Source organism: Streptomyces sp. NPDC053542 (genome assembly GCF_044544685.1).
Classification (GTDB): domain Bacteria; phylum Actinomycetota; class Actinomycetes; order Streptomycetales; family Streptomycetaceae; genus Streptomyces.
Window position 1 is genome coordinate 441,735 of the sequence record NZ_JBITXL010000003.1, and the last position, 14,664, is coordinate 456,398.

Genomic DNA, 14,664 nt, shown 5'->3' on the forward strand with positions numbered 1-14,664 from the left:
CGTTGTTTTCCTCGCCCGGCGGGCGCGAGGAAAAGGCGAGGAATTGCGGCGAGGAAAACCGCCAGGCGCGTCCGCCGCCGCTGACACAGCCTTTCGCGACAATGCGGCGGGGTCCGTCCATCCGGCGCCCCCGATCCGACAGCCCTGGCGAAGGACGAGAGTTGAGCGAGCAGTACGCGCACCCGCAGCCGGACGATCCGCGTGCCCAGGGTCCTGCGCAGCCCGCCGCGGCGCCGCAGACGCTGGCGGCGCAGCACGCGTGGGTCGCCGGCTACGAGCCCGGCAACCCGTGGCAGGCGCAGCTGTGCATGCAGACGCAGTACGGCACGGTGGCGTACCCCCTCACCCCGCACACCATGCCCGAACTGCTGGAATCCCTGGTGCTGGTGGCCCAGGAGCAGCAGGGCGTGCCCGCCGGTCTCGACGCTTCCCCCGGCGCCGACCGGCCCGTGGAGACGCCGGAGGGAGAGGCCGAGGAAGCCACGCTGCACAACGGCCGGGCCGCCCGCCTCACCGGCTGGGCGCTCGTCCACGACCTGTGGGAACGGGAGGACCCGACCGCCCGCCTCGTCATGGGCGCGGTGGTCGTGGCACTCCTCGTACTCGGCGTCTTCCTCGCCTGACCATCGCCCATACCTTCGCCCGGCCTTCGCCCATACCTTCGCCCGGCCTCCGGAGAGGAGACCTCATGACCGCAGCAGCGGAAGACGACCGGGGCGAGGTGGAGTTCCTCTTCCCCGACGTCTACGCGTTCGTCTCCGACTATCTGGCCCAGGTGTTGCGCCGGCGGCTCAACGGCTCCGTCGCGACCTGGTGTCCGCGCTGGTGGGAGCACCCGGAGGCGGGCGCCCGGCTGTCGGCGCTCTGGCTGGCCTTCGAGCATCTGCGGCACGACACCGCGCTGGGCATGTCGACCTGGTGGCTCCATCACGCCGACCCCCATCTGCGCGTCCTGATGGATCCGGACGTGGGTCCGTTCGCCGCCTGCTCCCCCAAGGACGGGCACACGGCCTATCCGTTCGACCCGCTGCCGGTGGATCCGCGGCCGTCCTGATTTCCACCCCCGGCTTTCCTCTCCGGGGAAATCCGAGGAAAGGAATTCCCCGCCGGGGAAAGCGCCGCGGTACTCCGGAAAGCGCGGCGGCCGCATTGCTACAGCGCCGACCTATCGTGTTCCGGTCAACATCGCCCACCGCCGGACCGGCAGCAGAACACAAGGGGGACGCGGGGCCGTGGAGTCGGACGCGGAAAACAAGCGCAAGGGGCTGCTCGCCCTCGGACTGCTCGGCTTTCTCCTGATCGTGGTGCTGGCGGTGTTCACGCTCTTCGACGACGAGGACGGCGCGGAGCCGGGTGCTTCGGCCACCGCCTCCCCCACCGCCTCGGGAGGCGCGGCGGCGGAAGGCACCGGCGGCGCGAGCGCGGGCGGCGACGGCCCGGCCCCGATCATGTCCCGCGCCGACATCGCCGCGGCGCACGACGTCATGGCCCGGTACATGGCCGGCATCGCGACCTACAGCCACACCTCGGCGCCCGGTACCTGGGTACCGCCCCTGCTCGAACTGACCAACCGCGACACCGCGATGAAGCAGGAGACGGCCCTGCCCCGCGGCAAGGAGTGGGCCACCTGCAAGGCGGCCAAGTGCGTGTCCAAGGGCACCGCCGTGGTCAAGCGCGACGCCATGATCGCCGACGACCTCACGCGCGGCAGCGGCCAGTCGATCTCCAGCGTGGTGGAGGTGACCGCACGCCGCACCTTCGACGGCGACACCAGCGAGGAGACCAACGCCTGGCTGGTGACCGTGCAGAAGAGCGGCGGACAGTGGCGCGTCTCGGGATTCGACATCTTCGGCCTCGGCAACGTGGGCGCCTCCGACCAGACGGGAGAGTGAGCCGCTGATGGTGGCGCCAGCGGTTCTGGCCGCCGCCGCCAAGGCCGCGAAGGCAGCCAAGACAGCCAAGAAGATGGCTCAGCTGGCTGCCGGTGACGGGGGCGGGGGCAACGACAAGAAGAGCAGCAGCACCAAGTGGCTGCTGATCCTGGGGGGCGGCGGCAGCGCGCTGTCCATCGCGGGCATCGGCTTCCTGATCCTGGTGCTCATCAGTTCGCTGGTGGGCGGCATGGGCGGCGGAACGGCGGGCGCGGCCTGCGCCGACTACAACGACAACGCCAACTCCGGCAGTACGGGCCCCGCGGCGGCGACCAACCCGATCATGCCGGCGGGCAAGATGTACATGCCGAGCGAGACGGCGCGCAACGAGATACCGCCGAAGATGATCCTCGCCTCGATGCGGGCCGCCGCGCGCTACAAGGGCCTCGACTGGACGCTCATCGCCGGGCAGATGTACCAGGAGACCAAGTTCGGCCAGGACAAGTCCGCGGCGCCCGGCGGCAAGAACAGCGCCGGGTACATGGGCATCCTCCAGTTCGGCAGGCCGGCCTGGCAGGACTACGGCGCCGACGGCAACGGCGACGGCAAGAAGGACCTGTACAACATCGACGACGCCGCCTACGCCGCGGCCAACTACCTGCACGCGAAGCACGCCGAGACCAACGCGGCCGAGGCGCTGCGCATCTACTCCGGCTCGTCGACGAGCAACACCATCTACATGCGGGTGGTCCTCACCCAGGCGGCGCGCTACCGCGGCACCCTGACCGGTGACCAGGACCTGATCAAGCGCTGGTACGCGCATCTGAAGGAGACCATCGAGAAGAACCCGGACTTCCCCACCCTGGGCAAGCAGTCCGACATTCCCGAGCCGGTCAACAACGGCGCGAACCCCGGCAAGGCGCTGAGCATCAGCGCGACGGCCGCGCGCTCCTGGTCCACCCCGCCGCTGGACGGCGACGACACCGAGCAGGCGGCGTACGAGGTCTCCCCCGGCGCTCCGGGCCCGTCCGCCCCGGCCATGGTTCCGGCCGCCTACGCGCAGCCGCTCGCCAAGCCGCAGCCGTCGGCCGGGGGCAAGGACTGGCAGTGGCCGCTGAAGGAGGGCACGTACCAGATCGGCACCAAGTACCACCAGCGCGGCAACATGTGGAGCCTCGGCTACCACACGGGCCTCGACCTCGTGGCCGACAGCGGTACGCCGATCTATGCGCCGGCCGACGGCAAGGTGACCAAGGCCGGCAGCGGCGGCTCGTACGGCAACGAGACGAACATCGAGCACGCGGGCGGAATGATCACCCTCTACGCGCACCAGACCAGGATCCTGGTCAAGGTCGGCCAGCAGGTGAAGCGCGGGCAGCAGATCGGCACCGTCGGCGCGACCGGCAATGTCACCGGCCCGCACCTGCACTGGGAGGTGCTGAAGCCGGGCGTGGACAGCCCCTGGGTCGGCGGGCAGGACAACGGCCCCGGCATGATCGACCCGGAGCAGTGGATGGCGGGCAAGATCACCGCCAACCCGGACTACGGTTCGGTGCCCGGCTCGGAGGGCGGCCAGGACGGCCGGGACGCGCAGTTCGCCAACTGCGCCAAGGACCACGACGGTCCGGCGGTCGCCCCCGACGGCGCGGGCGCCTCCGGCGTGCTGCCCGACTCGGACGACCCGGTGATCCGGGCGGTGCTCGGCTGGGCGCAACGCGGCATCGGCGTCCCGTACGTGCTGGGCGCGCCGCGTCTGCAGGGCCGGAACCCCACCAGCTTCGACTGCTCCAGCTTCGTGCAGTGGGCGTACTACCAGGCGAGCGGCGGCAAGATCGACATCACCGGCACGACGTTCTCCCAGGAGCCGTACCTCAAGAAGTACGAGATCTCCCTGAGCGAGGCGCAGCCCGGCGACCTGATCTTCTTCAACCCGAGCAAGCGCGGCTCCGAGCACGTCGGCATGGTCTGGGACCCCAAGGGCCACAAGATCATTCACGCGCCGCGGCCGGGCAAGTCCGTGGAGTTCAGCAACTGGGACGTCCAGGACAAGATCACGCACGTGTACCGCGTACCGATCCCCACGGGCACCAACGCCGTCGAGGGCGACGGCCACGGGGACGCCTGAGCCGGGCACAGGAAAGCGGAGTGAAGACGGTGAAGTGGACCGTGAAGTGGCAGACACGCAGTACGGCGGTCATCGGTGCGGCGCTGGTCATGGGACTGGTGGCCGGGTGCGACGGGGCGGCCGCGCCGCACGGCGGGGACCGGGCCGGGAAGGACGGCGCGGCCTCCGGCGCGCCCGCCGCGCGCAAGGGCCCCGCATGGACCGGGAAGGCCATCCCCGGGCTGGCCGCGAAGGCGTCCTGGAGCCTGTCGTCCGAAGAGGCCGGCAGCTGCCCGGGCTACGCGGGAACGATGAGCAACGGCCGGGCGGAGGACGAGCGGTGCGTCGTGGGTGACGCCTCGGCCCTGGTCGTGGAAGAACCGCGCGGGGAGGGCGCCACCGGGACCCGGTTCACCGTCCGGCTGCGCGATCTGAAGACCGGTGCGGTCCGCAGGAAGCTGACGGTGAGGGTCGCGGCGGACCCCGACGGGACCGTGGAGTCCGACGGCGCGACCGCCGCGGACCACGTCCAGGTCAGCGAGTGGAAGGACGGCTCTCCCGCGCTGCTGGTGCGCAGCCGTGTGCACGCCCCCGCCGACGGGCCGGCGAAGGAACGGCTGCGGAGCGTCTTCACGATGTACGACCCGTCGGGCAGAAAGCTCGGCAGCTCGGCCTTCGACGCCGGCGCCTATGACGGACTCCCGGTCCGCAGGGGTTACGTGGTGGCGGACGGGGACGGGGACGGCCAGAAGTACGTACCGGTCGGCGGCGGGAAGACGGTCGTGACCGCGCTCAAGGGGGAGACGGAACTCGGGACGAGGATCGACGCCGGCTTCGGGGTCAGCATCTCCTCCGACGTCTCCTACCAGCCGGCCGCCGAGTGGCTGGTGGCCACCGACGCCCGCACCGGCAAGAAGCTGTGGAGCACCGAGGACCTGGAGCCGCCGGCCGCCATCCGTGAGCGGCTGGACGAGGAGACCGGGACAAGCTCCTGGATCGCCCCGCTCCAGGAGGGCAGGGCCGTACTCGGCTGGTCCGTCTACGCCGAGGAGAGCAAGGGCGGCGTCCTCACGATCATCGACGCGAAGACCGGCCGGCGGCTCACCGAAGGGCCGGCGAGCGACTACAGCACCGGCGCCGACGACGACGCCGCCGTCCTCTCGCCCGACGGCGGGACCGTCGTGACCCAGTACGGCGAGGGCGCCGTGGCCTGGGACACCGCGTCGGGCAAGGAGCTGTGGCGGCAGGCCGCGGGCGAGCAGAACATCCGCCCGGTGGCGCTGCCCGGCAACGGTGTGCTCTACGCCGAGCTGGACGAGGGCGGCCCCGCCGCGCTCCGCATGCGCGACAAGAAGGTCCTGCGGACCGGGATCGAGAAGCTGCCCGAGTTCTCCGCCAACGGCTGTGCCGTCGTCAAGGCCGACCACGGCTTCTACGTCTTCACGGCCCAGGACGTCTGACCCGGCGCCGGTTTCAAGGGTTTTCGAGAAAGGACCTTCCCCACGTGACCGTGGAACAGCAGAAGAAGCCCCGGGCCGAGGACGACTGGACGGTTGAGATCTTCATTCTCGTCGCGGTCGTCCTGCTGGCCGTATGTGCCGCGTGGCTGGCGGCGATGGGTGGTGCGGCGGTCTCAGGCGGCCCCGCGCCTGCGGGGAATCCGCTGACGTTCGTCGTCGCCCTGGTCAAGGGTGACTACACCTGGCCGGGCGGTGCCGCGAGCGCCATCGCCGCCGGTGAGGCGGTGGTACTGGCCCTGGCCGGGCTCGCGGTGTACCGCGTGGTGCAGAAGCGGCGCAACAGGCCCAAGGTCGACGGCGCGGCCCGGCACCTGGCCCAGCGGGAGGAGCTGGGCAAGCTCACCATGCAGGGCGCCGCGGCCACGGCCGAGCGGCTGGGGGCCCAGGTCAGCGTGCCCGGTGTCTTCATCGGCCGGTCGGTGCGCGGCAAGCAGCCGCTGTTCGGCTCGTTCGAGGACATGCACGTCGACATCTGGGGACCGCGTACGGGCAAGACGACCCGGCGGGCCATTCCGGCGATCCTGGACGCGCCCGGCGCGGTGCTGGTGACCTCCAACAAGCGGGACATCGTGGACGCGACGCGCGGGCCGCGCGCGGCGCGCGGCCCTGTGTGGGTGTTCGACCCGCAGCAGGTCGCGCAGGAGACGCCCAGCTGGTGGTGGAACCCCCTCAGCTACGTCACGGACATCGCCAGAGCCCGCAAGATGGCGGACCACTTCGCGTCCGGCTCGCGGGACGCCGAGGCGTCGACCGACGCGTTCTTCGACCCGGCCGGCCAGGACCTGCTCGCCAACCTGCTGCTGGCGGCGGCCACCGCCGGCATGCCGATCACGCAGATCTACACCTGGCTGTCCAATCCCAAGGACGACACCCCCGAGCGCATCCTGCGCGGCGCGGGCCACGTCATGCCCGCCGACGGGGTGTACGGCGTGGTCAACGCGCCCGACAAGCAGCGCAGCGGCATCTACGGCGTCGCGCAGCAGATGGCGTCCTGCCTGATCAACCCGGAGGTCAACCGCTGGGTGACGCCGTCGCCCGGGGCGCCGCTGCCGGAGTTCAACCCGCACGAGTTCGTGCGGACCGGCGGCGCGCTGTACTCGCTCTCCCGCGAGGGCCGGGACTCGGCCGGCCCGCTGGTCACCGCGCTGACGGTGGCGGTGGTCGAGGCCGCCGAGGAGTACGCGACCACGCAGCGCGGCGGACGGCTGCCCGTACCGCTGGTCGGCGTGCTCGACGAGGCGGCGAACGTCTGCCGCTGGCGGAACCTCCCCGACCTGTACTCGCACTACGGCTCGCGCGGCATCATCCTGATGACGATCCTGCAGTCCTGGGCCCAGGGCATCGAGGTCTGGGGCGAGCGCGGCATGGAGAAGCTGTGGTCCGCGGCGAACGTCCGGGTCTACGGCGGCGGCGTCTCCGACACCAAGTTCCTCGGTGATCTCTCGGAGCTGGCGGGCGAGTTCGAGCTGACGGACTACCAGACGACGCGCGAGTCGGAATTCGGCGGCTGGTCGGGCCACCGGACGGTCAACGAGTCCACCCGCCGCGAGCGCGTCCTGCACGTCTCCGACCTCGGATCGATGCCGCCGGGCCGGGCCCTGGTCCTGGCCTCCGGCACCAAGCCCGTGCTGGTCGAGACGATCCCCTGGTGGGAGGGGCCGCACGCCAGGGAGGTCAAGAGCTCGCTGGCGAAGTACGACCCGGGGGCCGCGCGCTGAGCGGGCCCGCCACAATGGCCGCATGAGTGACATGACGCTGCTGACGCTGCCCGAGGTCGAGGCGCTCGCGCGCCGGGCGCACGAGGGGCAGACCGACAAGGCGGGGCGGCCGTACGCCGAGCATCTGGCCGCGGTGGCGGCCGGCGTGCGGGCGCGCGGCGGCAGCGACGAGCAGATCGCGGCGGCCTGGCTGCACGACGCGGTCGAGGACGACGCGCTGTCGGCCGAGTGGCTGGCGGGGGCCGCGCTCCCGCCGGCCACGAAGGCCATGGTCCTGGCCGTCACCAAGCGGGCCGGGGAGCCGCCGGAGGAGTACGCCGCGCGCATCCTGGCCACGCCCGGCGCGCTGCTGGTCAAGGAGGCCGACCTCGCGCACAACGCCGATCCGGACCGGCTGGCCGTCCTGGACGCGGCGACCCGGGAGCGGCTGACGGCGAAGTACGCCCGGATGCGGGCGCTGCTGGGCCTCACGGGCTGAGGCCCGGCCGCACCTGCGGCTGGGCTTCAGCCCGCGACCGGCCGGAATCCCGTCCACCCGCCGGACGCCCCCGCACAAACGTGGCCAATGCAGCTAACCTGCCGCGCATGAGCCCATCGGACGACACCCAGGCGCGTGTGATCGCTGCCCTTTCGGGGGCGAGCGTCCGCCGCGTCACCACCGGCCAGACCATCCTCGACGGCATCGACTGGTCCGTACGCAGCGGGGAGCACTGGGCGCTGCTCGGCGCGAACGGCGCGGGCAAGACCACGATCCTCCGCCTCGTCGGCGCGCTGATGTTCCCCACCACCGGCACCGTGGAGGTGCTCGGGCACCGGCTCGGCACGGTCGACGTACGGGAGCTGCGCGCCGCGATCGGCCTGGTCTCCAGCGCGCAGAAGGTACCGGTGGACCTGCCCGGGCACACCGTCGTCCTCACCGGCGCGACCGGCACCGTCCAGCCGCTGTGGAAGAAGTACGACGAGGCCACCCGGGAGCGCGCGCACGCGCTGCTGACCGAGCTGGACTGCAAGGAGCTGGCGGACCGGCCGTACGGGGTGTGCTCGGGCGGGCAGCGGGCCCGGCTCCTGATCGCCCGTGCGCTGATGGCCGACCCCTCGCTGCTGCTGCTCGACGAGCCGTTCAACGCGCTCGACCTGCCCTCCCGCGAGGACCTGATCGACACCATGCACGAACTGGCCCTGAACCGGCCGGAGTTGGCGACGGTCACCGTCACCCACCACCTGGAGGAGCTGTCCCCGGCCATCGGCCACGCGGTCCTGCTGCGCGACGGCCGCATCCAGGCCAAGGGCCCGGTGGAGGACGTACTGACCGACGCCGGCATGACGGCCTGCTTCGGCCGCCCGATCGAGGTCACCCGCCACGAGGGCCGCTGGCTGGCCCGCTCGGGCCGCCGCTGACCACGACACGGCGCGGCCTGCGCAGCGTACGGCCGCGCCGCCTGGGCCCGTGGCTCACTCCACCGCGCCGCCGCGGGTGATCGCCTCGGCCACCTCCGCGGTGCGGGCGGCCTCCTCCGCCGCGAAGCGTTCCGCGTCCAGCTTCTCGGCCAGCTCCTCGTCCTGGGCCATGAGCAGGTCCAGGTTGGAGTCGCCGAGGTCGAAGACGCCCATGTCGAGGTATGCCTGCTGGAGGCGCTTGCCCCACAGGCCGATGTCCTTCACGCACGGGACGATGCGGCTGAAGAGCAGCTTCCGGAACAGGTGCAGGAATTCGGACTGCTCGGTGAACCGCTCCGCCTCGGCCTTGGGTATGCCCCAGTTCTCCAGCACTTCGAGGCCGCGCAACCGGTCGCGCATGAGGTAGCAGCCCTCGATGACGAACTCCTCGCGCTCGCGGAGCTCGGCCTCGGTGAGCTGCTTGTAGTAGTCGCGCAGGGCCATCCGCCCGAAGGCGACGTGCCGGGCCTCGTCCTGCATGACGTAGGCGAGGATCTGCTTCGGCAGCGGCTTGTTCGTGGTGTCGCGGATCATGCCGAAGGCGGCCAGGGCCAGCCCCTCGATCAGTACCTGCATGCCCAGGTACGGCATGTCCCAGCGGGAGTCCTTGAGGGTGTCGTTCAGCAGCGACTGGAGGTTGTCGTTGATCGGGTAGAGCATCCCGATCTTCTCCTGGAGGAAGCGGCCGTAGATCTCGGCGTGCCGCGCCTCGTCCATGGTCTGGGTCGCGGAGTAGAACTTCGCGTCCAGGTCGGGGACGGACTCGACGATCCGCGCCGCGCAGATCATCGCGCCCTGCTCGCCGTGCAGGAACTGGCTGAACTGCCAGGAGGCGTAGTGCTGCCGCAGCTCCCCGCGCTCCTTCGCCGACATCCGGTCCCAGTATTTCGTGCCGTACAGGGACATGGCCTCATCGGGCGTGCCGAGCGGGTCGTGCGGGTCGACCTCCAGGTCCCAGTCGATGCGCAGATCGGCGTCCCACTGCTTGTCCTTGCCCTTCTTGTACAGGGCGAGGAGGCGGTCGCGGCCGTCGTCGTACTCCCAGGTGAAGCGGGCCGCACCGGTGGCCGGCACCTGCCACAGCGGGTCGCCGGGGGCGGTCGTGTAGAGCTCGCGGGTGGACATGGAGAGCCTCCTCGGATCACCGAACACCGCTGAGCGTGCGGTAGTTGGCAGGCTCACACGCTTCTTACCGGAGGGTCAAGAAGTCGTGTGCGGGGGATTGACGCCCTTACTGACGCGCAGTCTCATAAGACGTGACCGCCGGTAACCCCACGAGCGAGGTAGCGACAGCCATGACGACAGCTCCTGACATCAGCACGGCGGAGACCGAGGCACTGCGGGACGCACTCGGGCTGCTCAAGGACCGTGAGCAGGTTGCCGAACGCCTGCTGGACTCCTCCGCCAAGCACTCCTTCGACCCGGACACCGAGCTGGACTGGGACGCGCCGATCGAGGACGGCAAGTGGTTCTGGCCGCCGGAGCTCGTCTCGCTCTACGACACGCCCCTGTGGAAGAAGATGTCGGAGGAGCAGCGGATGGACCTCGCCCGGCACGAGGCGGCGTCGCTCGCCTCGCTGGGCATCTGGTTCGAGATCATCCTCATGCAGCTGCTCGTGCGGCACATCTACGACAAGTCCGTCACCAGTGCCCACGTCCGGTACGCGCTGACCGAGATAGCGGACGAGTGCCGGCACTCCAAGATGTTCGCGCGCCTGATCCAGACGGGCGGCGCGCCCACGTACCCCGTCTCCCGCTTCAACCACAACCTCGCGCGCATCCTCAAGACCGTCTCCACCACGCCCGGTTCCTTCGCCTGCACGCTGCTGGGCGAGGAGATCCTGGACTGGATGCAGCGGCTGACCTTCCCGGACGAGCGGGTGCAGACCCTCGTACGCGGCGTCACCCGCATCCACGTCGTGGAGGAGGCCCGGCACGTCCGGTACGCGCGCGAGGAGCTGCGCCGCCAGATGGTCCGCGCGCCGCGCTGGGAGCAGGAGCTGACCCGCATCTCCTCCGGCGAGGCGGCCCGCGTCTTCTCCGTGGCCTTCGTCAACCCGCAGGTGTATACGAACGTCGGCCTGGACCGCCGGGAGGCCGTCGCGCAGGTGAAGGCGAGCGGCCACCGCCGTGAGGTCATGCAGACGGGTGCCAAGCGGCTCACCGACTTCCTGGACGAGATCGGCGTCATGCGCGGCGTGGGCCGCAAGCTCTGGAAGAGCTCCGGCCTGCTGGCGTGAGCGCGGGGCGGCGGTGGTGACGGTCGCGAAACCGGCCACCGGCCGCCGCCCGGCGCCCGCTCAGCCGCGGGAGCCCCCGTACGGATCAGCCGCGCAGGTGCCCCATTACCGACCGCGCCGCGTGCGCCACGGCCGCGCGCGCCTCGTCGGTGCGGTCCATGGTCTCGAACCCGTGGTGGCCCTGCGGGAGGTCGACCACCTCGACCGCGGCACCGCAGTCCGCCGCGGCGGCCAGGAACTCCTCGACCGTCGCCGCGATCTCCGGGCGCTCCTGACCCACCCGGGTCAGCACGAACGGCAGCCGCCCCGCGCCGCGCACCGCCTCGGCCGGGCGGAACCGGGATTCCCCCAGGCCCCAGCTCGGCAGCGGCGCGAGGACCGGGTAGTTGGCCGCCACGCAGCGCAGCCACGGCGGCGGCGCCGCGAGCCAGTCCGCCAGCAGCAGCCCGCCCGCGGAGAAGTGCCACAGCGCGATGCGGTCCGCGTCGACACGGGGATCGGCCCGTACCAGCTCGATCGCCCCGGCGAGGTCCTCGGCGGCACGCGGGTAATCGGTGACGGCGTGCAGCCGGTGGTCGAGCGTGACGCCGATCGCGCCCAGCCCCGCCACGTACCGCCCGTAGCCCACGAAGGCCGGCCAGTCGCGCGGCGTCGGGTCGATGCCCGGCGGCACCGGGCCGCCGTGCACGAACACCACGGCGGGGCGCGGGCGGTCCGGCTCCGCCGGGCCGTCGGGCAGGTCGTCCGGCAGGTAGAGGTCGACCCGCCCGACGCGCTCGCGGCGCCGCTCCGGTACGTCCAGGAGGAACGGCCGCAGATGGCCGGGCCGTTCGCGCACCGTCGCGGCCAGCCGGTACCCCTCGCCCGCCGCGGCCTTCAGCAGGACCTCGGCCAGCTCGTCGGACGCGGAGAGCATCGGCCAGTGCCCGGTGTCCAGTTCGAAGAAGGTCACCCGGGGGTCGACGAGCGCCTGGAGGCGGGGGTCCCCGAAGCCGACCGCCGCCTCGGCCCTGGCGATGCTCGCCCCGTTGACGGTGCAGAAGACGCCGGTCGCGGGCAGGGCTGCGGCCTCTTCGGTGAGGCGGAGCGGCCGGGTGAGCGTAGCGCGCGGCTGCGGTGCGGCGTGGCGGGTGAGCCGTGCCAGGTCGGCCGCGGAGAGGCCGGCGGTGCTCCCCCAGCGCTGCCACTCGTCGGCCGCCGGCGGGGGCAGCAGCCAGTCGTCCGCCGACTCGCCGCCGCCCTCGCCCTCGTCCTCGCCCAGCAGCCGGTCGCGCACCACCGGGTCGGGCACCAACCGCAGCGCCGGGTCGCCGTCCTGGGGCATCCCCGCGTCCAGGTACACGACCCGGGCGATCCGCTCCGGGCGCCGGCCGGCCGCGCCGAGCACCGGGTGGATGCCGTAGCAGTGGCCGACGAGCACGACCTCCGGCTCCGCCACGTCGTCCAGCAGCCGCACCAGATCCTCGACATGGGTCTCCAGATCCGTGCCGGGGCCCGCCAGGTGGCGGCGGTCCCCCATGCCGGTGAGCGTCACCGGGTGCACCTCGGCCCCCGACTCCCGCAGCCGGTCGGTCACCTCCCCCCACACCCAGCCGCCGGTGTAAGCCCCCGCCACCAGGACGAATGCCGTCATGAATCTCTCCTCGCGCGCGTCGGTCCCCCGCGCCCGGCCCCGTTCGGCCGGCCGCGCTCGCCGGTACCGTAGGAGCTCCCGCAGGGGGAGGTTCAAGAGTGCTGGCCGACAGCATGTGGAGCATCGGTGAGCTGGCCGAACGGGCAGGCGTCACCGTCAAGACCGTGCGCTTCTACTCGGACCGCGGTCTGCTGCCCGAGGCGGCGCGCAGCGCCGGGGGCCACCGCCGGTACGGGCCCGAGGCGCTCGACCGGCTCCGCCTGATCCGCTCGCTGCGCACCCTGGACCTGCCGGTCCCGGACGTGGGGCGGGTGCTGGAGCGGGAGGACGCGCTGGGGGACGCGCTGGAGGACGTGCTCGCCTGGCAGTTGCGGGAGCTCGGCACGCGGCTGGCCGCCCTGCGCTGGCGGGAGGCCGCCCTCCACCTGCTGCGCGACTGTTCCCCCGGGGAACGCCCCGAGCGGCTGCGCCTCCTCGGCTCCGTGACCGTCCCGCCGAGCACGGCGGCGCCGGCCCGCTTCTGGCGGTCCTGGCTGCCCGCGCGGCTCCCGGCCCGGCTGGCCTCCGCGATCGTCGAGAAGTCGATTCCGCAGCCGCCCGACGACCCGACGCCCGCCCACGTACTGGCCTTCGCCCGGCTGCACGCCCTCCTCGCCGGCATCCCCCACCCCGGCGCCGACCACTGCCAGCCCGCGCAGCACCGGCCGGAGCTGGGCTACGACCTGGGCATGCTCTACGACGGCCTCACCGAGGCCGCCGCGCTCGCCGCACCGGCGCTGCGGGCGGGGCGTTCACCGCACGAGGGCGAGGCCCTCGACTGCTTCGTCGCCGCGCACGCCCGCGCCCGCGGGCTCCGCGACACCCCCGCCTTCCGCCACCGGCTCGGCCACCAGCTCGCCGCCGACCCGTACATCGCGCGGTACTGGCAGCTGCACGCCGAGCTTTCGGGTCCGGAACCCAACCTCGGTGCCGCCCACGACTGGCTCCGGGCGGCCCTGGACACCCAGGCGCCCCGCACCGTGGGCCGGTTACGCTGCTGTCCATGAACGGCAGCGGCACCGCACCAGCAGTACCCCGCCCCGCGTACCGGCGGCTGAGCGTGGCGGAGCGGCGCGCCCAGCTGCTGGCGGCGGCCCTCGGCCTCTTCGCCCAACGGGCACCGGAGGACGTGTCGTTGGACGACGTGGCGAACGCCGCCCAGGTCTCCCGGCCGCTGGTCTACCGCTACTTCCCCGGCGGCAAGCAGCAGTTGTACGAGGCGGCCCTGCGCAGCGCCGCCGACAACCTCGAAGGCTGCTTCGCCGAGGCGGAGACCGGGCCCCTCACGCTGCGGCTGGCCCGCGCGCTGGACCGCTACCTCGCCTTCGTCGACCAGCACGACGCCGGATTCAGCGCGCTGCTCCAGGGCGGCAGCGTCGTGGAGACGGCCCGCACGAGCGCCATCGTCGACGAGGTGCGGCGCACCGCCGCCGAGCAGATCCTGCGCCACCTGGGCGCGCCGGAGCCGGGCCCGCGGCTGCGGATGATGGTCCGTACGTGGATCACCGCCGTCGAGGCGGCCTCGCTGATCTGGGTCGACGAGGAGAAGCAGGTGCCGCTGGACGAGCTGCGCGACTGGCTCGTCGACCACTTCGTCGCGCTCTTCGTCGCGACCTCGGCGACCGACGAGGAGACCGCGCACGCCGCGGCCGCCGCGCTGGCCACGGAGACCTCCGACGGGCCGGTCGGCCTCCTCGCGCGGCGGCTGGCCCCGGCCCTGTCGGGCGCCGCCCACCTGCTCTGATCCCGCCCCGCCGGCGGTGATGTGACACTGGCCGCGTGAGAAGCGAGAACACGCCCTTCGTCGGCGGCCCGCTGGACGGGCGGACGCTCCCGGTGCTGGTCGACGCGACCGGCCGGCCGCCCGCCCGGTACGAGATCCCCGTCCCCGGGGAGGCCGGCGCGCCGGAGACCGTGCACGTCTACCGTCGCGAGCCCGGCCCCGCCGGCCGGCTGGGGCTGCCGCGCGGCTGGGTGTACGCCTACGACGCGGAAGCGCGACCGGGCGCAGGGCGGCCCAAGTGGCCGTGGAAACGAGGGCGCTGAGGGGCCGTTGAGGGAACTCCCGGCGTCCGCCGGGCGTTTTTCCCTCACCTGGCGGC

14 protein-coding genes are annotated in these 14,664 nt (G+C 72.5%); 12 read left to right on the plus strand and 2 right to left on the minus strand.

Translation table 11 applies throughout. The features are described 5' to 3' along the window. Positions 1 to 161 precede the first annotated feature (161 nt). From ACIGXO_RS09865 to ACIGXO_RS09900, 8 genes are all read left to right on the plus strand, one after another. Positions 162 to 623, plus strand: coding sequence for a hypothetical protein (locus tag ACIGXO_RS09865; protein WP_399782900.1), 462 nt, complete (start codon positions 162 to 164; stop codon positions 621 to 623). 65 nt (positions 624 to 688) lie between these two features. Continuing rightward, positions 689 to 1,054 carry a DUF4913 domain-containing protein gene (locus ACIGXO_RS09870; protein WP_399782903.1) on the plus strand — a complete coding sequence of 122 codons (366 nt, stop codon included), beginning with the start codon at positions 689 to 691 and terminating at the stop codon, positions 1,052 to 1,054. Between the two features lie 178 nt (positions 1,055 to 1,232). After that, positions 1,233 to 1,892, plus strand: coding sequence for a hypothetical protein (locus ACIGXO_RS09875; RefSeq protein ID WP_399782906.1), 660 nt, complete (start codon positions 1,233 to 1,235; stop codon positions 1,890 to 1,892). Between the two features lie 7 nt (positions 1,893 to 1,899). Further along, on the plus strand, positions 1,900 to 3,996 hold the full coding sequence (locus ACIGXO_RS09880) for a peptidoglycan DD-metalloendopeptidase family protein (RefSeq protein WP_399782909.1): 2,097 nt from the start codon (positions 1,900 to 1,902) through the stop codon (positions 3,994 to 3,996). 20 nt (positions 3,997 to 4,016) lie between these two features. Next, positions 4,017 to 5,435: a PQQ-binding-like beta-propeller repeat protein gene (locus ACIGXO_RS09885; protein WP_399782912.1), complete on the plus strand. Its 1,419-nt coding sequence runs from the start codon at positions 4,017 to 4,019 to the stop codon at positions 5,433 to 5,435. 44 nt (positions 5,436 to 5,479) lie between these two features. Beyond that, positions 5,480 to 7,213 (plus strand): type IV secretory system conjugative DNA transfer family protein, encoded by a 1,734-nt coding sequence (locus ACIGXO_RS09890; protein WP_399782915.1) that lies wholly within the window; start codon positions 5,480 to 5,482, stop codon positions 7,211 to 7,213. A 22-nt stretch (positions 7,214 to 7,235) separates the two neighbouring features. After that, positions 7,236 to 7,691 carry an HD domain-containing protein gene (locus tag ACIGXO_RS09895; protein WP_399782918.1) on the plus strand — a complete coding sequence of 152 codons (456 nt, stop codon included), beginning with the start codon at positions 7,236 to 7,238 and terminating at the stop codon, positions 7,689 to 7,691. A 107-nt stretch (positions 7,692 to 7,798) separates the two neighbouring features. Then, positions 7,799 to 8,611, plus strand: a complete 813-nt coding sequence (locus ACIGXO_RS09900; protein ID WP_399782921.1) for an ABC transporter ATP-binding protein — start codon at positions 7,799 to 7,801, stop codon at positions 8,609 to 8,611. Positions 8,612 to 8,665: 54 nt separating this feature from the next. On the opposite strand, the gene ACIGXO_RS09905 is transcribed toward ACIGXO_RS09900, so the two are convergent. Next, positions 8,666 to 9,775 carry a ferritin-like domain-containing protein gene (locus tag ACIGXO_RS09905; protein ID WP_399782924.1) on the minus strand — a complete coding sequence of 370 codons (1,110 nt, stop codon included), beginning with the start codon at positions 9,773 to 9,775 and terminating at the stop codon, positions 8,666 to 8,668. Positions 9,776 to 9,945: 170 nt separating this feature from the next. Between ACIGXO_RS09905 and ACIGXO_RS09910 the strand changes: the two genes are divergently transcribed. Continuing rightward, the gene (locus ACIGXO_RS09910; RefSeq protein WP_399782927.1) at positions 9,946 to 10,890 is read left to right on the plus strand and encodes a diiron oxygenase; all 945 of its coding nucleotides are present in this window, start codon (positions 9,946 to 9,948) and stop codon (positions 10,888 to 10,890) included. Between the two features lie 85 nt (positions 10,891 to 10,975). Here ACIGXO_RS09910 and ACIGXO_RS09915 read toward each other — a convergent pair whose 3' ends face one another. Next, complete coding sequence (locus ACIGXO_RS09915) at positions 10,976 to 12,523, minus strand: alpha/beta fold hydrolase (protein ID WP_399782930.1); 1,548 nt, start codon at positions 12,521 to 12,523, stop codon at positions 10,976 to 10,978. Between the two features lie 98 nt (positions 12,524 to 12,621). Here ACIGXO_RS09915 and ACIGXO_RS09920 point away from each other — a divergent pair, with 98 nt between their 5' ends. The 3 genes from ACIGXO_RS09920 to ACIGXO_RS09930 are packed head-to-tail and all read left to right on the plus strand — an operon-like array spanning position 12,622 to position 14,608. Then, positions 12,622 to 13,569, plus strand: coding sequence for a MerR family transcriptional regulator (locus ACIGXO_RS09920; protein WP_399782933.1), 948 nt, complete (start codon positions 12,622 to 12,624; stop codon positions 13,567 to 13,569). After that, on the plus strand, positions 13,566 to 14,306 hold the full coding sequence (locus ACIGXO_RS09925) for a TetR/AcrR family transcriptional regulator (RefSeq protein WP_399782936.1): 741 nt from the start codon (positions 13,566 to 13,568) through the stop codon (positions 14,304 to 14,306). The genes ACIGXO_RS09920 and ACIGXO_RS09925 overlap by 4 nt, the downstream gene beginning before the upstream one ends. Before the next feature lie 35 nt (positions 14,307 to 14,341). Continuing rightward, the gene (locus ACIGXO_RS09930) at positions 14,342 to 14,608 is read left to right on the plus strand and encodes a hypothetical protein (protein WP_399782939.1); all 267 of its coding nucleotides are present in this window, start codon (positions 14,342 to 14,344) and stop codon (positions 14,606 to 14,608) included. The last annotated feature ends 56 nt before the right edge of the window (positions 14,609 to 14,664 follow it).

Coding starts and splice junctions, on each gene's coding strand:
- ACIGXO_RS09915 (WP_399782930.1), bottom strand. CDS start 12,523: ATGACGGCATTCGTCCTGGTGGCGGGGGCTTACACCGGCGGCTGGGTG.
- ACIGXO_RS09910 (WP_399782927.1), top strand. CDS start 9,946: ATGACGACAGCTCCTGACATCAGCACGGCGGAGACCGAGGCACTGCGG.
- ACIGXO_RS09870 (WP_399782903.1), top strand. CDS start 689: ATGACCGCAGCAGCGGAAGACGACCGGGGCGAGGTGGAGTTCCTCTTC.
- ACIGXO_RS09925 (WP_399782936.1), top strand. CDS start 13,566: ATGAACGGCAGCGGCACCGCACCAGCAGTACCCCGCCCCGCGTACCGG.
- ACIGXO_RS09880 (WP_399782909.1), top strand. CDS start 1,900: ATGGTGGCGCCAGCGGTTCTGGCCGCCGCCGCCAAGGCCGCGAAGGCA.
- ACIGXO_RS09905 (WP_399782924.1), bottom strand. CDS start 9,775: ATGTCCACCCGCGAGCTCTACACGACCGCCCCCGGCGACCCGCTGTGG.
- ACIGXO_RS09900 (WP_399782921.1), top strand. CDS start 7,799: ATGAGCCCATCGGACGACACCCAGGCGCGTGTGATCGCTGCCCTTTCG.
- ACIGXO_RS09895 (WP_399782918.1), top strand. CDS start 7,236: ATGAGTGACATGACGCTGCTGACGCTGCCCGAGGTCGAGGCGCTCGCG.